Genomic DNA, 19115 nt, shown 5'->3' on the forward strand with positions numbered 1-19115 from the left:
CGCGAACGAGTCCCGACGGCCGCCGGCGCTGCGAGCGCGGCCGGCGGCTCACGGCTCGCCCTGGCCCGTTTCACCAGCGGAGCAGAACCTGTTCGATGGCGAAGCCGGGGCCCATGGCGGCGACCAGGCCGAAGGTGTCTGCAGGTGGGGGCGTCTTCAGTGCCGTGTGCAGCACGTCCAGGACGGAGACGGAGGAGAGGTTGCCCCGGGCCGCCAGCGACTGCCGGGTGAGGTCCAGTGCTTGTGGGGGCAGGCCGAGGGCTCGTTCGACGGCGGTGAGGACCTTGGGTCCGCCGCCGTGGACGATCCAGCTGCCGATCCGGGTGGGTGTCAGGCCGTGGCGACACAGGAAGCCCTGGACGGCCTTGGGCAGGTGCTCCTCGGTGAGTGCCGGCACTTCGGGGGCGAGGAGGATTTGGAAGCCGTACGAACCGATTCCCCATCCGAGGGCGTCCTCGGTGTCCGGCAGGAGACAGCTATGGGTGTCCGACAGTTCGGGACCGACTGCCTTGTCGGCCCGGTTCGCGCCGACGGCCACGACTGCGGCCGCGCCGTCTCCGAACAGACCGCCGGCGACGATGTTCGCCATGGAGGTGTCGTTCGGCCGGTACACCAGCGAGCACAGTTCGACCGCGAGTAGCACGGCCGCATGGCCCGGGTGGGCCCGCAGGTAGTCGTGGAGCCGGGCCAGACCGACGGCTCCTCCGGCGCAACCGTTGCCGAACAGCGGGATGCGTTTGACGTCCTGCCGCAGCCCGACCCGGTGGGCCAGCCGGGCTTCCAGCGACGGCACGGCGAGTCCCGTGACGGTCGTGCTGAACACCGCGTCGACCTCTTGCGGTTCCACCCCTGCCGCCCGTAGCGCAGCGGTCATTGCCCGCTCGCCCAGTTCCAGGGCCGTGTCGAGCCATGAGCGGTTCGTTTCGGTGAAGTCGCCGCGTTCGGTGAGTTCGAGGAGTTTGTCGAGAGGCAGGGAAAGGTGGCGGGTGGTCACTCCGGCGTTGGACTGCACCTTGTGCGCCACGAGGGTTCGCGTCGCCGACTTCACGGGTGCCCGGGCCGTCAGTGCGGCTGTGATTTCCGCCTGCGGGTAGCAGTAGGGAGGAAAGACGGTTTCGACGGCCGCCACTTGCGGGGCGCACGTCACCGGATCCATTCCGCCGCTTCCTGTCGTCTGTCTCACGGGTTCAGTCCTTGTCTTGCTCGGCGAGGGCGGTCCTTGCAGGTGCGGTCTTCCACAGCGGGGTGCGGGCGTGGCCCGGCGTCCGTCAATCGGCGGGGCCCACGGCCGTCATCACGGCGGGTACGCGTACGCCGCCCGGGCCCCGGGGCATACCGTCGCCGGCACCGCACGCACCACCGCCAACCGAGCCCGCCGGCGCGTGTCCGCCCGTGCGTCGGCCCCATTTCACATCTCTCGCTGTCGGTCCGCCCCGCTAGGGAGCCGTGAACAGCAAAACGGCGTTCTGCCCGCCGAAGCCGAACGAACAGCTGATCCCCGTACCGGTGGTCAGAGGGCGCGGGTGCTCGGTCACGATGTCGAGCTTGTGATCCCCGTCCTGTCCCCCGAAGTTCGCGACCGGCGGGACGGTCGCGTGGCGCAAGGCCAGAACGGTGTATGCCGCCTCGATCGCCCCGGCCGCACCGAGGGAGTGTCCGATCACGCCCTTGGGGGCGGTGACCGGCGGTAGCTGGTCACCGAAGATCCGGTGCAGCGCAGCCGCCTCCAACGCGTCGTTGGTGGGGGTGGAGGTTCCGTGGGCGTTGACGTGGCCGATGTCCCGCGGCCGGCACCCTGCGTCCTCCAGCGCCGCGGTGATCGCCTGGATCACGCCTCGGCCTTCGGGGTGCGGGGCAATGGGGTGGTGTGCGTCGGCGCTGGCTCCGTAACCGCGCAGCAGGGCTTGGACCGACGCACCGCGGGCCCGTGCGGCCGGGAGAGGTTCAAGGACGAGCACGGCGGCACCCTCACCGAGGACGAATCCGTCGCGCGCCGCGTCGAACGGCCGGCTGGCGAGGCCGGGGTGATCCCGACGCCTCGAGAGTGCCCGCATCCGCGCGAAACACGTGGCCGTCATCCGGGATCGGGCGGACTCGGCGCCGCCGGCCAGCACGATGTCGCACGTCCCCGATCGCAGCAGGTCCCGTGCGACACCGATCGCGGTAGCGCCGGAGGCGCAGGCGGTGGAAGTGGTGAAGTTCGGGCCCCGCGCCCCCAGATCGATCGCGACCTCACCTGCTGCCATGTTGGGGATGCTGCGCGGGATCGTGAGCGGGGAGACGCGCTCGGGGTGGCCCGTCTCGAGATGGTTGAAGGCGTTGTCGTAGGAACCGAGGCTGGTTGCTCCGACGCCCAGGACGACACCGACCCGCTCCGCCCGCCACTGGTGCGGGTCGAGAGCGGCGTCGGAGACGGCCCGCCGGGCGGCCAGCAAGGCGAACCGGACGAAGTCGTCCAGGCGCCGCGTGGGCCGGCCGAGCTCTGCCTCGGCGTCGAAGTCCGCGACCCGACAGGAGAAGTCGACGGGCAGTCCTTCCAGAACGGGATCCGTAGCTGCCACCGAGCGGCCCCGGCAGACGGTGGCCCAGTTCGTCTCCGCGGTCAGCCCCGCCGGAGTCACCAGCCCGAGTCCGGTGACCGCGATCTCAGTGCGCAGCATGAAAGCCCCGCGCCGCGTCGCCGAGAGTCGCGGACGGGGAAAGGTCCAGCGCCTCCTCGGGGAGGATGATCCCGAACACCTCCTCCGCCGCCACGACGAGTTCCATCAGGGACAACGAGTCCATTCCGATGTCCTCGAACGTCGTGGTGGGGAGGAGTTCGTCGGGAGAGATCCGTACCTTGAGATGTTTGGTCAGCAGGGTGACGAGCTGTTCGGGCAGCGCGAGCTGCTCCGCCGACGGGGCCACAGCCGGTTCGACTGCATGTGTCATTCGAGGGTTTCCTGTCTTGTCGCGGCGGGCCGGAGCGCCCGTCCGTTTCATCAACGCGTCGAGTCGGCGTTCATTCGGGCATAGAGGTCGCGCGCGCGGGCCGCCTGCAGCTTCAGCCGCTCCACATGCAGGCCGATCCGTTGCTGCGCCCGCTGTCCAGCCGGGCCGAGGCCGGAGATCGTCCATACTCCGAGCGCTCGCAGCAGTGGCAGGACCACGTGTTCGTGATGGATGTCCAGGTTGAAGATGCCCGCCGCCGCCACGCGCGCGGCTCGCGCCCGGAACCCGGCGATCCCCGTCCCGGGCATCTCGAAGCCGCACAGCACATCCGCCAGGGCCGCCATCGCATCGTCGGGAAACGCTTGCAACGCGTCTGCGTACAACCCCCGGTAGAACAGCATGTGCAGGTTCTCGTCGGCCGCGATCCTGGCCATCAACGACTCGCCCACCACGTCCGCGCACAGCACGCCGGTATTGCGGTGCGCCTGCCTGGTCGCCAACTCCTGGATGGTCACATACGCGAGACAGTGCAGCGGAGTGACCCACCGAACCGACCATCCGGTCGCCACATGGCTCAACCGAAGGCGTTCGAGGGCGACAGGATCCACCGCCCGACGGGCGTGGACGAAGGCCCGCAGCACGGCCGAGTGACGATCCTCCTCAGCCGTCCACCGGTGGACCCACGTCCCCCAGGCACCGTCCCGCCCCAACCGGGTCGCGATCTCGAAGTGGTAGCTGGGCAGGTTGTCCTCGGTGAGAAGGTTGATGACCAGCGCGTCCTGCACGGCCCGCGGCAACGCCGACTGCTCCGGCTCCCAGGCCTCGCCGTCCAGCGGCCCGTCGAAGTCCCGTGCCTGGCTCCAGGGCACGAACTGGTGCGGCAGCCAGTCCCGTGCGGTGGCCAAGTGCCGCTCCAGCAGCCGTCCGACCGACGGCTCCAGCTCCCGCAGCACAGCTTCCGCCGCAGCGTCGGACACACTACCCACCCCCCGTGTCGGCACAACAACCCGTCATCAGGCGAACGCACGGAAAGCACTAGGGAAACGATCTCTCACTCGTTCGGGGGGCTGCGGACGGGAGGAGGCCCGCAACCCGGCCGAAGCGGTGATCGTTGTCTCCCGCACGGCCGGGACGGGTCCGTGCCGAGCGGCTACGGCTGTGCCGATCCCGTGAGAAAGGACAGCAGGTGATCCACGCGGGTTCCTTCGCCTTCCCCGGGGGGCTGCTACTGCTGCTTTGCGCCGTCGTCTGCGAGCGTCTCACCGAACTGTGGCTGTCCCGGAGACACGCGCGATGGGCGAAGTCCGTCGGCGGGCTGGAGTTCGGGCAGCGGCACTTCCCGTTCATGGTCGCCGCACACGTCGGGCTGTTCATCGGCATCCTGGCCGAAGCAACCCTCGGCCACCGGCACTTCGTCCCGGCCGTAGGCGGGCCGGCGCTGTGCCTGCAAGCGCTCGTCCACGCCGGCCGCTGGTGGTGCGTGCACTCCCTCGGCCCCCACTGGAACACCCGCGTCATCGTCGTCCCGGGCCTCCCCCTGATCCGCCGGGGCCCGTACCGCCGGCTCCGTCACCCCAACTACCTCATCGTCGCCGTCGAGGGCGTCGCGCTCCCACTCGTATTCGGCGCCTGGGTGACCGCTGTGCTCTTCACGGCCGCCAACGCAGCAGTGCTCACCGTTCGGCTCCGGACGGAGAACGCCGCACTCCGCCTCGCCGCGTAACCGGTAGCCAAGCGAGTAGCCGGCAACGACCGCCCGACTCGCCGGCCCAGGCGAACCGGGTGACGGCAACATCGCGATCGGCCGCGCGACTCTCGCCGCCGAGGCGGCAGCGTCGCGTCCGATCGACGAGTGCGGGCCCGGCCCACCTGCTCGCCCTCGGAACAGACCTCGACGACGTCGCCCCGGCCGGCGCCTGCCCACCCCGCGACGCCTCGCCAGGCGCCGGCACGCTGGTGGATCGGCTGGAAGTGGCACGGCCACTCCGGCCATCCCGCACCCGCCCCCGTAGAAAGGCCTGGCTCGAAGTCGTCCAGCCCACCCGAACCCGCCCGTTGACGGCCCTGATGATCCGACCGGGAGCCCACGCCGCGACCCTTCGGGAATGAGGGCCCGGTGTAATTCCCTTTCCGGCGGAGCCGGAAGTGGACCACTGCGGGCTTCCGGTATCGACGCATGAATCCCCCGTGGACTCGGACCCGCACACAGTAGCCACGGCTCCCGCCACCGACGCCCACCGTCCACGCACGGTACGTTCGAGATTCCGGATGAACGGACGGAATGCCACTCGTCGTCGCCTGGAGTCGGCTCGAATCCGGAGCAACGTGGCCGGCGCCGCGCGGTCGGACGGGAGCAAGTCCCGATGTGTGCGGTTCGGCACGGTCGCGGTGGGAAGGCGGCCGCCGGTCAACCCTGCGGAGTGAAACGTTGCCGGAGACGATCGCGCTGTTGAACACCGAGGCCGCGGATCCGGCGGCTCTCGGAGATTCCCAGTTCGGCGAGGAGTCTGTCGGCACGTACCTTCCCGACGTAGGGAAGAGCCTCGAGAAGGGATCGCACCGGCATCCTGCCGACGGCCGGGGAGTCGATGGCCAACACCTCGCGCAACGACAGCGTGCCGCGTTTGAGACCCTCTCGCACCTCGGCCCGCTCCCTGCGGACGGCAGCGGCCTTGTCGAGCGCGGCTTGGCGCTGCTCGGGACTGAGCGGTGGAGGCGCGGTCATCGAAATCTCCTCGCGTTGTGTCCGAAACGGGATCATCATGGCCGCACGTTCGGGGCATCGACCAGCGCCTTACGGATGATGACGATGTCCTCAGCACTCGGGCGGCCGACGCCCTCGAGGACGCGTGGTCGCCCGGACATGGCGGTCGACCGCACAACCCGCCCCCCGGGTAGGGGCGTCAGACACCGGCAACCGGCCCGCCGGCTTCGAACGGCCGGCGCGTCCGCCCCAGCGCGCGTGTTCGTCGCTCGTCCGATGAACCGCCCACGCCGCGATCCGGATGGGCACAAGTGCGGGCCGGCGCCCTTCGCGGGATCCACACACTCGCCACACCACAGCACCGGCCGGGAGCGCGAGGTCCACGCCATCCCACGCCAGGCGGCGAACGCAGGCCCGTCCGGGGCCCGACCACCCCCTGAAATACGGCCTCGCGGCGAAGGTGCACCGAAGATGTGTGAAGGGTGCGCGGAAAGTGCACGCCCGATGGCAAAGGCGCACACACGTCCGCCGGGTTTTCCCTCCCCGGCACCGCAACGGCAGGCCCCGACACGCGACCCGGAGCCGACAACGTCGTTGAACCCGCGTGACCACATCCTCGCCCCGCCCACGCCCGACCGTCGCCCTCGCCCTCGCCCTCTGCCATTTGTGCGACGACCAGGCCCCGGCCGACGACGGACCGCCCGTGATCCTGAGACCCACCCTCGGGTCACCCCGGCGGGTACGGCTGTGCGCGCGCTGCCGCAACACTCGGCCCGGCCGCGAGAGCGGCGAACTCGTCGCCGACGACTGGACCTGGGCGTTCCTCGAACGTGACGTCACCACACTCGGCAGGGACCACCGAGCCGGCCGGTGGCTCCCCCACCGCGACGAACTCCACCGGGCACGGAACCTGCTCGCGGCGGCCTGGACGCGAAGCGTCGTGGACCGGGCCCTGCGCGACGCCGGCAGCCATGTGCGCTCCGGACGCCTGATCCGCATCGTCGAACCCCTCCCCCGCCTGCTCGCACTCGTCGACCACGGCGACCGCTCCCTGCGCGCGCCGCGCCGACTCCTGGAGCTCCTGGTGATCGGGCCGACGTAGCGGGGTCGGCAGGGCGTTGCCGGCCCTCTCGTCCGGGCGACGCAGGCCGCGCAGGGCTCACACGGACGAGCGGCCCGTACGGGGTCGATTCCCCCTCGTCCGGCGAAGGCCGGGTCAGTCGCCGGCCGGGCCGAGGTCGTCCGGGCACTCGTCTGCCGGGTATCGACATGCGGTCGAACACCGACAGGGCGGTTCCCCGGGGAAGACGACGAACGGCGGCGAAGTCCCGCAGTGGACACGGGAGGCGCGCAGCAGCCGGGTGCCGTGCGGACCGACCCGGTACACGGTCACGGTCAACCGCGAGTCCCCCGCCGCCGGCGAGGCGGCGACATCCGAACCGAGTGCATCGGACACGAGTCCTCCTTCCACGACCGAAGAGGCCGCCTCACAGACGACCACGGATTTCGGCAACCCGCGCGGCGGTCGTTTCCCCACCACCCGAACGGCGCAACGCAGCCCGAGGGCGAGCCCGGACGGGGACGACCGGCCGTCGTCGCCCGTCCCCGGCCGGGACACGATGCGCCCACGTGCGCAAGGCATGGCCGACGGCCCGCGGCAACGGCCGCCCCGCATACCGGCGTTCGGACGTGGTGCCTTGCGGCGCGCGGACGGGCGTGGTTCAGGGCGGGGGTTCGCGGCGTGGGCCGGGAATGGATCGTCGGGGTGGTCGGGTGAGGGTGATCTGGCGTACGAGCTGGTGCAGGCAGACCGTGGTCGCCACCGCGGGCAGGACGGCGACGACGACGCCCTGGACGGTCATCGGGGCGTGGGTGAGGGAGAGCGCCATGGACAGGCCGGCGAAGGCAGTGACCACGATCCACGAATGCAGTGCCCGACGGCGGTGCAGGCTGGAGCGCAGGATCGACAGCGAGGCCACGATCCACGGCCCCTGGACCAGGACGGGCCACCACCGGGCCGGGCCCGAGGTCGCGCTGGCGGTGTGCCGCAGCGGCGCGAGGGTGATCACCGCGGCGAGCACGCCGATCGCGGCGACCACCACGACGCTGACCACCACCAACGTGCGGCTGAGCCGGTCCAGCCGCCGCCCGCCCGTGACCGGGCGGACCGCCTGCGGCGGTCGCCGGCGATGACCACCCGGCCCCCGGACCGGGGCCGGGAGTTCGACGGTGGGGGGAACGTCCTCGGCCGGGCCGGCCAGCAGCCGGGCGAGGCCGGCCTCGAACTGCGGGTCCCCCACCACCGCGAACGAGGAGGACAGCCCATCCGGCGGCGCGACCGCGGCCGGCGGCGGCCACTCCACCACCGGGGGGAACGACGCCGCGTTCGGGGGGAATTGCATGCCGGACGGGGGATACGGGTCGTATCCATAACCTTCGTACATGGACCTGATTCGTTCAAGGGATCGGGTGCTGCGGGGCACCGATACAAATTTCTATGCCGATTACACATTTTCGACGGTCGGCGGGCGGTCGGTCCCGGAACTCACGAACGGGGATCGTCCAGGACGTCGTCGAGTCGGCGCGAGTACTCCGCGGCGATCAACACCATCGCCAGGGCGAACTGCTCCATGTCGGCGGACCAATGACGAAGCGCGACGCGATGTCCCGCACGCTCGATGAACGCGTGCGGAGACCGTTTGCGGAACGTCACCGCGCGAGGGGTGAGCACCCAATCCCCCATGGGAAAGGCACGTTGGGCAAGAGCGGGAGAAGCCGCGGCGGAAACGGAAGCTCGGGGAGTCACGCCCGGGTAACGACACGCCCACCCCGATGAAGCTGGTCCGAACCGGTGAACGACGACCCGAATGCGCATCCTTTCCGACCACACATCGCACATTTCCGAACACCGGCACGACGGAACCCGCGCCGCCGGAACGCGAATTCCGCGCCCGCACAAGGAAGTGGCACCGTTCACCCGAGGCGCCCTTTACCCGCACCATGAACAACTCACGGGTCGGCAAAGATTCGGGACACCCGCCAACCACGGCCCCATCCTCCGGCCCGGCACATATTCGTGAACGGCCCATCCTCTGCCCTGCATATATTCGAGTGCACACCTCGTCACCCCGGACCGACACCGCGCGGGCCCGCGAACGCCGGATCCTCGACACCATCGGCACGCTCCGGCGACCCGGGCCGACACACCGCCCCCGGGATTCCCGGCGCGTGAGCCACCCGCGAACACGTACGGGGCCTCGGTCGGAAGATGCGACCGAGGCCCCTAACGACGCCGGGCACAGCCCGCACAGCACATCGCGAGTGACTGTGAGGACCCGACGAAGCGGACCTAGCCGGCCGGGTCACCAACCACTCGACGACACGCCGACCCTCACCCGAAAGAGGCACCGGCGCGCGGGAGTTCCACTCGCGCAAGACCGACTCGATCACGCCGCGCGGGGCCCGGCGGCACGAACCCCCGCCGTTCGCGCCAAAGACACGGCCATGGGCCGAGACCTCAAGGCCAAGGACGGAAGAATGACGATCCATGATCGAAAATGTTCGCCCCGTTACCCTGACGCGACATTTCCGTGATCGTTCGTAGGCCGTACGACGCGACTACGCGGGCAACGGCACCGGGATAAGGCACAACGACCCCCCGAAGGGCGACGTCGACACCGACGCTGTGGGCCCTGGTCGCCCAGGCACGATCGTGGAACAACCCACAGCCGCCCCCGGATCGGGGATGGACGTTCGCGGACGCCATCGCCGACGCGATCGCCGACCGCCTGCGACGCCCCACGTCCCGCCTTCGCGCGATCCGAGCAAGACGGCGCCGAACCCACCACGCACCACACTCGTTGGACCGCCCGTGAGCGGCCTCCACGCACGACCCGGTCCCCCGTGCCCCGAAGACCGGCAGGACACACCGGTGTTCCACGCCCTGTCGAACGAGTGGATCGCGGCCGGACGCGAACTGCCCTGGGAAACCACCGTCGTCCAGGCCGGCAGCGGGCCCGGGCCGCGCCCCCGCCCACCCGGCGCCGGCGGATCCACCCCGGTACCCGGCCCACGCTCCGGACGCCCCCGAACAACAGCCACCGGGTCGAGCGGCCCACCCGAACTCACGGAACTCGGGCCGCCGCCGTGACGTCCACCGATCGCCCCACCCGTTCGGCGAGAACGCGGCCCGTCCGAGTTCACCGGAACGGGCGACCCATGAATCCCTCGACGCCCGGGTATGAAATCCTCGGGCGCGGGCCGGGTCCTCGGGGAAGAAAGACCCGGCACGCGCCCCTTCACCAACCGCCACCACGCACCGCCCGGCCCAACGCCAACCAGCCCCACCGGACACGGGTATCGAGGCGTTCGAGACCCCCGGCCGAGTTCCACGCGGCGGGGGAGCCCAAGGGCCCCGGCGCCACCACGCGGACGCGGACCTTGCACGCGCGGGAGATCGGGCACCGGCGGCGGCCGGGTGCGTCGAAGGCTCCGTCCGGGCAGGATGTCGATCGCGCGATGCCCGTCCAGGTCGACCAGCACGGTCGCGTAGACGTGGCCCTTGAGCAGGGCGAAGTCGTCCACACCCAGTACCGTCGGTGCCGCGATCAGTCCCGGGTCACGCACGGCGCGGACCAGTCGCAGCAGCGTCATCCGGTTCGCCGGGACACCCGTTGCCAGGGCGAGCCTGGCACCGGCGCGTCCCGCGAGCTCCATTCCGATCGCGGTCATCGTCCGGGTCCGCTGCGGGGTGTATCTCGCGTGTGGCGAGGTGAGACCCGGTATCCGTTCCGCGAACGTCACCACCGAACAGACCGCGTCGAGGCAACGAAACCTGCGGATCCGAAGGCGTATGACGACCGGAAGCCCACCGATCGCGTTGTCGCGAACCGTACGCTCGTACCGTCCGTGCACGCGTGACGAACCACCTCCGCATGTCGGGCAACTGCCGCCGGCGGTCCGGGATCTCGCCGTCAGGCGAATCTCACCGCCCACTCGTTCCACGCGTTCGGCCGGCACCGCGCGTAAATGAGGCAACAGCGCATCAATGCCTTGAAGTCCACGCACTGAGCAGCGTGGCAGTTCTCATGACGTTCGGTGACCGAATCACAAGATCAGTGCCGGAGCCTCGGGATGACAGTGGGTTCCGACAGGTGATGTCAGTGGTTCCGACATGAGGTGTGTCAGTAGATAGTGGTTTCGTCGGAGTCGATGAGGCGTAGGCCGTACTGGACGTCGTCGGAGAGGACGGCAGTGTTGCCGTGGGTGTGCACGAGGAGGCCGGAGTCGATGAGCCCCGCGATGGCGGTGGCCCATTCCGATGAGTCCCGGTCGTGCGGGGAGACGCTTCCGACATGGTGCGCGTGGAAGAGCACCGCGGCGTCGAGGTCGGTGAGGAGGTCGCGATCCGGGGGCCGGTGGGGGGTGCGCCAGGACCGCCCGTAGTCGGCGGGGTGGAACCAGTCCATCTGCTGGTCGGTGAGGACGTCGTTGCGCGGGCTCAGGGTGAAGTGGTGGGGTGCCGCGCGGCGCAGGGCGTACGGGGCGCCGAGCTCGGGGTGGGCCCAGGCGTGGGCGAGTGCGTTGAGGACGGCGGCCGCGACCGCGTCGGCGCCGGGGTCCTGGGCGGGTGCTCGGCGTCACGGTAGCGGGGCAGGCGGTAGACGGCCTCGGCGTACGGGGTGAGGCCGGCGGGGTGCAGGTCCAGGCGCCGGGCCGGTTCGAGGACGACGTGCAGTGGCTGGTTGGGCAGGGCGTCTATGGTGATGGCGTTCTCGTGGACGCCGAGGAGGTCGGCGAGTTCCCACGCGGAGAGCCCCGCGTTGTGTAGGCGGCGGCGAAGTTCCTGACCCCAGCCCGAGGGCTTGTAGCGCGGGGGCGGGTGGAAGCGGGTGGTCATCGGTCGGGGGCGGCGGTCAGGTGGAGGGAGAGCACGGTGGCAGCGGCCGCGTGGGTGGAGACGGTGGCCCGCAGGGCCCGGCAGATGCCGAGGGTGAGCCAGGTGGTCAGGCTGTCCGGGGCGGCCGGCCCGAGTGCGCTGGACTGCCGGCGCAGCAGGATGCCGCGGGTGAGCAGGGACGCCTGGATCGCGCGGAGCCGGATGAGGGCGAGGCGTCCGCTGGCGGCGGTGCGACCGTGCGGACGTGCGCGGCGGTCAGCGCCTCGTCCTCCCGCAGCCGGGACAGCCGTTCGACGGCCGCCCGGCGCTTCTCCGCCGTCACCCTCCCCATGAACTGAAATGTCAGTCGCGTCGGCGCCACCGTCCCCGAACATGCGCCCGCATCCACACGTCCGGGTGGACCCTGACCGAACCGGCTTACGCGGGCCCGACATGATCCAGACACGGCCGGAGGGGCCCGGATTCCCTCATCAAAGAGTGGTGCGGGGAATCTGAGGGGCCGGGGTTTTTGAAGGAGTTGTTGAAGGCCCGGAAGCCTCTTTCGGTGATCGCCGGCCGATCCTCAGAAAACGTTGGCTACTTGACGCCGGGAGGCCGGTCTAGGCTGTGACAGTCGTTGGCCACCAAGGCCGACGCGGCAAGGAAAGGCAAACGATGCCGCAAGCGCGACCCGCGACCGGCCCGGCGGAAACGTCAGGCCGGCGAACGCTCAGTGCGGTAGAAGAAGCGGCTCGGATGGACGCCGTGCGCCGCTACGACATCCTCGACACCCCGCCGGACGGCGCGTTCGACCGGGTGGCGGCGATGGCGGCCCGGCTGTTCAAGGTGCCGGTGGCGAGCGTGACGATCGTGGACGAGGACCGGATCTGGTTCAAAGCCGCGCACGGTCTGGAAGGCGTCAGCGAGATCGGCCGGGAGCCGGGCCTGTGCGGCTCGGCGATCCTCGCCGACGAAACACTGGTGATCCCGGACACACTCACCGACCCCGTCGCCTTCGCCAACGGCCTGGTCACCGGACCGATGGGCGTCCGTTTCTACGCCGCCGCGCCGATCATCACCGGCGACGGGCACCGGCTGGGCACCGTCAACATCCTCGACACCAAGCCCCGCCTGATCACCGAGGACGACACCGCCACCCTCGCGGACCTGGCCTCGATCGTGCTCGACGAGCTGGAAATGCGCCTGGCGGCCTTGAACGTCCTGCGCACCGAGCAGGAGCGGCGCCGGGAGCAGGAGGAGGCCCGCGAGCGCGCGGAGCGCGACATGGCCGCCATCCAGTCGTTCGCCTCCACCCTCCAGCGCACCCTGCTGCCACCGGCCCTGCCGGTGGTACCGGGGCTGGAGCTGGCCTGCCACTACGCCACCGCCTCCCCGCAGGATGTCGGCGGTGACTTCTACGACGTCTTCCCCCTCGACGGCACGAGGTGGGCGTTCTTCCTCGGAGACGTGTGCGGCAAGGGCCCCGAAGCCGCCGCCGTCACCTCCCTGACCCGCTACACCCTGCGCGCCGCGGCCCTGATCGACCCGGACCCCGACAAGGTCCTCACCTCCCTGAACATGGCGCTGCTCCTCGACCCGGCCGTCGGTACCCGGTTCTGCACCGCCGTCTTCGGCATCCTGGAACCCCACGAGAAGGACGGGTTCACCGTCACACTGGCCACCGGCGGGCACCCCCCGACCTACCACCTGCGCGGGCAGGGGACGGTGGAAGAGGTGCGCCCCCAGGGCGGCATGCTCATCGGCGCCCTCGCCGAGGCACGCTTCGCCTCCCGCACCCTCCACCTCGCGCCTGGCGAAGGACTGCTCCTCTACACCGACGGGCTCACAGAGGCCCGCACCCTGGGCGGAGAAATGATCGGAGAACAGGGCCTGACCCGTTTCCTCTCCGCTCGCACCGGGCCCGTCAGTGCGGCGGCGGTCATAGGCGACACCGTCGACCTCCTCGACGCCATGCCCCATGGCGCTGGTGACGACGTCGCCCTGCTGGCCCTGTCCGTCCCCCTCGCCGACGCCGCGGACGGCCTCACCGCCACCGCCACCGCCCACACCATCGCCCCCGCCGGCGAGACGCCGGAGAGACGACCGTGACCGACTACCGCCTCACCGCACAGCACACCGACGGCGACCTCGCCGTGGCCCACGTCGCCGGGGAACTCGACATCGACACCGCCCCCCACCTGCGCACGCAGGCACTGGCTCTGATCGAACAAGGCCATCGCCACCTGATCCTGGACCTCGGAGGAGTCACCTTCTGCGACTCCTCCGGCTTCAACGCCCTGGTCGGTATCTTCCGCTGCGCCAAGACGGTGGGCGGCACCCTGGTCCTCGCCGCCGTCCCCGACCGCCTTGAGCGACTGCTGGACCTCACCGGCCTCAACGCCCTGCTGCCCGCCCACCCCACCGCCGCCCACGCCCTCGTCGCGCACACCCGCAGCCCAGACACGGCCACCGCCTAACCCCCTGCGGTGGCCGCCGGGCAAAGGCGGCCACCGCAGCGTCAAGACAGGGCACGATCGACACGTGGACAGCCTCGCCAGTGCCCTCATCACAGGGGACAACGACCCCCTGGGCACGTTCCCCCTCCACCCGACCGAGATCCGCATCGGCTACGCCCGGGTCTCCACCGGCGGGCAGAAGCTCGACCGGCAGATCGACGCCCTCACCCTCGCGGGCTGCCGGCGCATCTTCCCTGAGAAGAAGACCGGCAAGAACGACCTGCGCCCCGAGCTGAAGGCGTGCCACGCCTTCCTCCAGAGCGGGGACACCCTCGTCGTCCCCTCCCTGGACCGGTACGGCCGCAGCCTCCAGGACCTGGTGAACATGGTCGCCGAGCTGCGCAAGCGGCAGATCGGCTTCACCTCCCTGCACGAGAAGCTCGACACCATGACGCCGGGCGGCCGCCTGATCCTCCACGTCTTCGCCGCCCTCGCGGAGTTCATCCGGGAGCTGATCGTGCAAGGCACCAACGAGGGCCTGGCCGCCGCGCGGGCCCGCGGCCGCGTCGGCGGCCGGCCCACCGTCGTCAACGACAACCTGCTGCGCGCCGCCCGCGACATGCTGCCCAACCCGGAGAACAGCATCGAGAGCATCGCGGCCCTGCTCGGCGTCTCCGTGGGCACGCTCTACAACCACATCCCCGACCTCAAGGAACTGCGGACCTCCCGCGTCCCCGCCCAGCTCGACGGGAGCGGCCGGTGAGCGTCGATTCCAGGCGCGGCCACTGAATCGTCCGCACCACGCGCCGTCCCCGCTCGCTTCTTCTCATTCTTCCGAGGCGTGGCCTGCGTCGTGTTCGACGGGTTCCCCGGTCGGTCCCCGATCGGCGGCGTGGCGGGCTGCGGCCGTCGATCCGGTCGTAGCGGCCAATGCGGACGAGGTGGTCGGCGATCGCCTGGAGTTGGGGCGGGCCGAGAATGAAGGAACTCGGGGATTCTGCGGACGGTTCCCGCGTGTTGCCACTTGTCGATGACGGTATCAGGGTGAAGGCTCCCGAATGCTGTCTCGCCCAAGGCCCCCTCCCCTTCAACGACTTGACCGAGATCCCCCAACGTCTCCGATTGATGTCGGCGGTGGCGAGGCCAACGGCACTCCTTCCGCCATGTCGGCAACTCGTTCCCGGGCACCGACGTCCGTGAGCATCCCGAGCCCTTTGACGCCGCTCGAAGGCCGGCCCCGACGTTGACATGGCGCCCACCGCGGAACCTGGCGGCGCCGGAGGCAGACACGGGCGGCAAGGGTGTCGGCCTGCGGGTCGCCCGTTTCCGCGGTCAGTGAGGTCGCGGTCCGGGCGACGAAGTCGACTGCGGCGGAGCTGCGGCCCGCGCGGCGCATAGTGATGGTCAGGACCCGCGCGGCGTCGCTGAGGGGCCGCGGGTCGCCGCCGGCCCGTGCAGCGATGAGCGCGCGGTCGGCGGTGGCCCAGGCGGCTTCGGAGTGTTGCTTGACGGCGAGTTCGGTGGCAAGCACGTAGGAACGAGAGACGGCCGCTTGGGCTCGTTCCCGGGTACGGCCGGTGGCTGCGTCCCGGGTCGCTTCCGCCGTCGCGATGAGCGAAGGCGATCCACCCAGCGCTCCTGGTCTTCGGCCGGCACCTGTGTCGGGAAGCCGAAGCTGTCGACCTTGCCGGGAACGGCTTCGGACGGTTCAGGTCCTGGGCAGGAGATCGTATAAAGGGACGGCCGGAGCGGGACGGCGCGGATCTGGGCTCCTGCCTCACAAATTCCGTTCCTCCGTACTCTATTCGTCTTCTTGAGACGGGGGCCACTCTGCGAGAACCGCATCGACCGTGTGAGGGAATCCGGTAACGTCATTGATGAGACGTCGTACGCCGCGACGCTTCCGTGGAAGCCGTCCGCCATGTGCGGGCGTCGAAGCCGCCGTTCACGTGCCCTCCGCATTTTCCAGGAGCATGCCATGAGCAACTCGGCCGTCGTCCCCACCGCCCGTGGCGCTCTGCCGTTGATCGGCCACGCGCCCGCGCTCTTTCGCGACGCCCTCGGATTCCTCGCGGATTTGCCCGCGCAGGGTGATCTGGTGCGCATTCGCCTCGGACTCCAGTCGATGCTGCTGGCCTGCTCCCCAGAGTTGACCTGGCAACTCCTGCGTGATGACCGCACCTTCGACAAAGGCGGTCAGATCTCGGACCGCACCCGAGAAGTCGGTGGAGACGGTGTGGCTTCGTGTCCTCACAGCAAACACCGCCGTCTGCGGCGATTGTGCCAACCTTCTTTCCATCCCGACCGGTACCAGTCCTATGGCCCGGTGCTAGCCGTCGTGGCTGAAGCAGCCGCCAGGCACTGGCGCGACGATCAGGTCGTGGACGTACACGGCGATGTCATGAGACATGTCTCGCAAGCAGCAGTTCGCACTCTGTTCTCCACAGGGGTTCCTGATGTCTATGAGAACCTCTTCCCCAGGGATTTGGCCACTCTGCTCAGGGCCATGTACGTCCGTGCTGTGCTGCCGCCAGTGCTGGCCGCATTCCCCACTCCTGGCAATCGCCGCTACCTCCAGGCCCGCAGCCGCATGAGGCAGTCGGTTGGGGACATCATCGCCCAGCGTCGGGTCAGCTCGACCGACTGCGGTGACCTGCTGTCCTCACTGCTGAGCGTTACCCATACCGAAGACGGCGCGGCAGGCCAGAGGCTCACCGACGACGAGGCGTGCGACCAGGTCGTCACGTTTCTCATCGCGGGGGCCGAGAACACGACCTCCACCATCTGCTGGGCGCTGTACCTGCTGGCCGGGCACTCCGAGATCCAACGGCAGGCGCACGAGGAGATCGACGACGTTCTACGGGGAGCACCTCCGGCTCACCACCACGTGCCAAAACTCGAACTGATCAATCGTGTGATCACTGAGACCCTTCGGCTCTACCCCCCGACATGGCTGTCCACCCGCACCGTCACACGTGATACTCAGCTCGGCGGTATGAGCCTGCCGTGCGGGACCTCCGTCGGGTACAGCCCCTACCTCATCCATCACCGACCTGACCTCTACGAGGACCCGCACGGCTTCCACCCCGACCGCTGGCGTGACACCAGCCCCGAGCGCACCGCCTACATCCCCTTCGGCGGTGGCGCCCGAAAATGCATCGGCGACCAATTCGCCTTGATCGAGACCACGCTGTTTTTGGCCGCCCTTCTCGGCCGCTGGCACTTCACGCGGGCCGACGACCGCCCGGTACGTCCCTCGCTCGGTCTCACGTTGACCCCGAGCAGGCTCCGTCTTCACATCGCCGCCCGACGTCCTTCGCCCGGAGACTGAGCTGAGACGGCGCCACCGTAGTCGGGGCCGGGTCCGCGGTAGCCGCACGGTCGCGTCGTCTCCGTCCGGGAAGACATCCGGGAAGTACTCGGCTCGGGAGCATCCCCGGGCGCTGTGGCGGCATCTCACGGATGCGACGAGGTGTGCCTGACTCCCACATCCCCCGGGGCCGCCGCACCGGTCTCAGGGCCGTGCCACGGCGCGCAGTCGGAGGTTGCGCGGGGGCAGGGTGGCTCCCCTCACTGTCGGGTTGAAGGGGCGTGCGCCGGGGAGCAGTTCCAGGCGCCACCGCTTGGTGATCGTGGCCAGGGCCAGGACGGATTCCGTGAAGGCGTAGGTGTCGCCCAGGCATTTACGGGCGCCGCCGCCGAAGGGGATCATTCCGTTGCGGATGGCTGCGGTGTGTGGAGGCTTCCAGCGGTCGGGATCGAAGCATTCCGGGTCCGGGTATATGTCCGGCCGGTGGTGGATCACGTAAGGGCTGCAGAGGATCGGTGTGCCGGCCGGCAGGCGATGGCGTCCCAGGAGGGTGTCGTGGGCGACGGTGCGGGTGACGAGCCAGACGCCCGGATACAGCCGCAGGGTTTCGGTGAGTACACGCTGTGTCAGCTCGAGGCGGGGGAGGTCGCCGTGGGTGGCCGGGCGGTCGCCGACTACCGTGTCGACCTCGGCTCGCACACTCGCGGCAACCTCAGGGTGGCGTGCGAGCAGCAGCAGGGACCAGGCCAGAGTGTCGGCGGTGGTGTCGATCCCGGTGATGAAGAACATTACGGCGTTGTCCACGCATTCGGCGCGGGACAGGGACCCATCGGTTCCTTCGCCGCCGTCCGCCTTGTCTGCGGGACGTAGCACGGACAGCAGACCGCCATCACCGGCGTGGTGTGTGGCGAAAGCCGTGGTGCAGGCTCGGTGAAGCCGGGCGCGCGCCTGCTCATAGCGTTTGTTGGCGGGGACCGGCAACCAGGACAGCCACTCGGGCCAGAGCATGCGCCAGTGGACGTGTGCGATGCAGGTACTGACGTCCTCGTGCATCCGCTGCCGTTCCGACGCCGGTAGCGTGTCGCCGAACAAAGTTCCGATCAGAGTCCGGGTGACGAACTTGCCCATCTCGGTGAGCACGTCGAGGACCTGACCGTTGCACCAGGAATCGGTCACTTCGCGGATGTGGGCGGTCATGGCAGGCGCGTAATCACGGATCTTTTCGGAGTGAAAGTACGGCTGGACCAGTCGGCGCATCCTTCGGTGGTCGCTGTGCGGGCAGTTGACGAGGCTGTTGCCCACCACTTCGCGGGCCCGGTCGACGAGCGGTCCGCCCTTGTCGAAGGTGCGGTCGTCCCGCAGTACCCGCTGGGTCAGGTCCGCGTCGCACACGACGACCACCGGCATGGGACCGATACGGACGCGTACCAGATCGCCCTTCCCGGAGAGAGAGTTGAGGAAGACCAGCGGGTCACGCAACAGCGGGACGAGGTGACCGAGAAGCGGCAAGGCTCGCGGTGCGGTGGGTATCGGTGTCGGCGCGGCCGCGTCGGCCGAGGCATCTGCTGTCACGGCTCCGCCGTTTTCCGTGGGTCGAGCGGAGTCGCCCGAGAGCCCGCCTCCGGAACACCGACCGCCCAGTCCCCGATGTCCCGCGCCACCCACGGCTTGGCGGTGGGGAATGAGATATTCATCTTGTCTCCCTTTGTGGCGGAGCGCGAAACGGGACGCAGGGTCGATCCCTGTCGCGGTGGCCGGCGACCTCGACAGAGCGGGTGTTCTCCGGAGAATCGGCTTGACGGAAGCCGACGAACGTCGAACGCATGCCCAGGATTC

Annotated in this window: 19 protein-coding genes; 6 read left to right on the top strand and 13 right to left on the bottom strand. The window is 69.8% G+C overall.

Annotated elements, in window-relative coordinates:
• Positions 1-70 precede the first annotated feature (70 nt).
• The 4 genes from ACZOOI_RS30870 to ACZOOI_RS30885 form a co-directional block, all read right to left on the bottom strand.
• On the bottom strand, positions 71-1156 hold the full coding sequence (locus ACZOOI_RS30870) for a type III polyketide synthase (protein ID WP_465282854.1): 1086 nt from the start codon (positions 1154-1156) through the stop codon (positions 71-73).
• A gap of 280 nt (positions 1157-1436) precedes the next feature.
• A complete protein-coding gene (locus ACZOOI_RS30875) occupies positions 1437-2660 on the bottom strand; it encodes a beta-ketoacyl-[acyl-carrier-protein] synthase family protein (protein ID WP_465282855.1) in 1224 nt (407 codons plus the stop codon).
• The gene (locus tag ACZOOI_RS30880; protein ID WP_465282856.1) at positions 2647-2931 is read right to left on the bottom strand and encodes a phosphopantetheine-binding protein; all 285 of its coding nucleotides are present in this window, start codon (positions 2929-2931) and stop codon (positions 2647-2649) included. Before ACZOOI_RS30880 ends, ACZOOI_RS30875 begins: the two co-directional genes overlap by 14 nt.
• 50 nt (positions 2932-2981) lie before the next feature.
• Positions 2982-3908 carry an acyl-ACP desaturase gene (locus tag ACZOOI_RS30885; RefSeq protein ID WP_465282857.1) on the bottom strand — a complete coding sequence of 309 codons (927 nt, stop codon included), beginning with the start codon at positions 3906-3908 and terminating at the stop codon, positions 2982-2984.
• Between the two features lie 209 nt (positions 3909-4117).
• Between ACZOOI_RS30885 and ACZOOI_RS30890 the strand changes: the two genes are divergently transcribed.
• Positions 4118-4654, top strand: coding sequence for an isoprenylcysteine carboxyl methyltransferase family protein (locus tag ACZOOI_RS30890; protein WP_465282858.1), 537 nt, complete (start codon positions 4118-4120; stop codon positions 4652-4654).
• Positions 4655-5338: 684 nt separating this feature from the next.
• On the opposite strand, the gene mihF is transcribed toward ACZOOI_RS30890, so the two are convergent.
• Entirely contained in the window at positions 5339-5692 is a 354-nt protein-coding gene (gene mihF, locus ACZOOI_RS30895; RefSeq protein ID WP_465284184.1) for an integration host factor, actinobacterial type, read from the bottom strand.
• A 646-nt stretch (positions 5693-6338) separates the two neighbouring features.
• On the opposite strand from mihF, the gene ACZOOI_RS30900 reads away from it, so the two are divergent.
• Positions 6339-6737, top strand: coding sequence for a hypothetical protein (locus ACZOOI_RS30900; RefSeq protein ID WP_465282859.1), 399 nt, complete (start codon positions 6339-6341; stop codon positions 6735-6737).
• 114 nt (positions 6738-6851) lie between these two features.
• On the opposite strand, the gene ACZOOI_RS30905 is transcribed toward ACZOOI_RS30900, so the two are convergent.
• The 7 genes from ACZOOI_RS30905 to ACZOOI_RS30935 all read right to left on the bottom strand — a co-directional run bounded on the left by ACZOOI_RS30905 (position 6852) and on the right by ACZOOI_RS30935 (position 11908).
• A complete protein-coding gene (locus ACZOOI_RS30905) occupies positions 6852-7091 on the bottom strand; it encodes a hypothetical protein (RefSeq protein ID WP_465282860.1) in 240 nt (79 codons plus the stop codon).
• A 265-nt stretch (positions 7092-7356) separates the two neighbouring features.
• Complete coding sequence (locus ACZOOI_RS30910) at positions 7357-8079, bottom strand: DUF2637 domain-containing protein (RefSeq protein WP_465282861.1); 723 nt, start codon at positions 8077-8079, stop codon at positions 7357-7359.
• Positions 8080-8180: 101 nt separating this feature from the next.
• Positions 8181-8378, bottom strand: coding sequence for a hypothetical protein (locus ACZOOI_RS30915; protein WP_465282862.1), 198 nt, complete (start codon positions 8376-8378; stop codon positions 8181-8183).
• Positions 8379-9253: 875 nt separating this feature from the next.
• Positions 9254-10702, bottom strand: coding sequence for a transposase family protein (locus ACZOOI_RS30920; RefSeq protein WP_465282863.1), 1449 nt, complete (start codon positions 10700-10702; stop codon positions 9254-9256).
• A gap of 116 nt (positions 10703-10818) precedes the next feature.
• A complete protein-coding gene (locus ACZOOI_RS30925; protein ID WP_465282864.1) occupies positions 10819-11103 on the bottom strand; it encodes a hypothetical protein in 285 nt (94 codons plus the stop codon).
• Between the two features lie 32 nt (positions 11104-11135).
• Positions 11136-11534 (bottom strand): hypothetical protein, encoded by a 399-nt coding sequence (locus tag ACZOOI_RS30930; protein ID WP_465282865.1) that lies wholly within the window; start codon positions 11532-11534, stop codon positions 11136-11138.
• Positions 11531-11908: a hypothetical protein gene (locus tag ACZOOI_RS30935; RefSeq protein ID WP_465282866.1), complete on the bottom strand. Its 378-nt coding sequence runs from the start codon at positions 11906-11908 to the stop codon at positions 11531-11533. The genes ACZOOI_RS30930 and ACZOOI_RS30935 overlap by 4 nt, the downstream gene beginning before the upstream one ends.
• A gap of 361 nt (positions 11909-12269) precedes the next feature.
• Here ACZOOI_RS30935 and ACZOOI_RS30940 point away from each other — a divergent pair, with 361 nt between their 5' ends.
• The 4 genes from ACZOOI_RS30940 to ACZOOI_RS30955 all read left to right on the top strand — a co-directional run bounded on the left by ACZOOI_RS30940 (position 12270) and on the right by ACZOOI_RS30955 (position 17300).
• Complete coding sequence (locus ACZOOI_RS30940; protein ID WP_465282867.1) at positions 12270-13622, top strand: PP2C family protein-serine/threonine phosphatase; 1353 nt, start codon at positions 12270-12272, stop codon at positions 13620-13622.
• Positions 13619-13990 carry an STAS domain-containing protein gene (locus tag ACZOOI_RS30945; protein WP_465282868.1) on the top strand — a complete coding sequence of 124 codons (372 nt, stop codon included), beginning with the start codon at positions 13619-13621 and terminating at the stop codon, positions 13988-13990. The genes ACZOOI_RS30940 and ACZOOI_RS30945 overlap by 4 nt, the downstream gene beginning before the upstream one ends.
• Before the next feature lie 64 nt (positions 13991-14054).
• The gene (locus ACZOOI_RS30950) at positions 14055-14732 is read left to right on the top strand and encodes a recombinase family protein (protein ID WP_465282869.1); all 678 of its coding nucleotides are present in this window, start codon (positions 14055-14057) and stop codon (positions 14730-14732) included.
• A 1215-nt stretch (positions 14733-15947) separates the two neighbouring features.
• Positions 15948-17300, top strand: a complete 1353-nt coding sequence (locus ACZOOI_RS30955) for a cytochrome P450 (RefSeq protein WP_465282870.1) — start codon at positions 15948-15950, stop codon at positions 17298-17300.
• Positions 17301-17483: 183 nt separating this feature from the next.
• Here ACZOOI_RS30955 and ACZOOI_RS30960 read toward each other — a convergent pair whose 3' ends face one another.
• Positions 17484-18851: a cytochrome P450 gene (locus ACZOOI_RS30960; RefSeq protein ID WP_465284185.1), complete on the bottom strand. Its 1368-nt coding sequence runs from the start codon at positions 18849-18851 to the stop codon at positions 17484-17486.
• Positions 18852-19115: the final 264 nt, after the last annotated feature.

Source organism: Embleya sp. L77 (assembly GCF_055557415.1).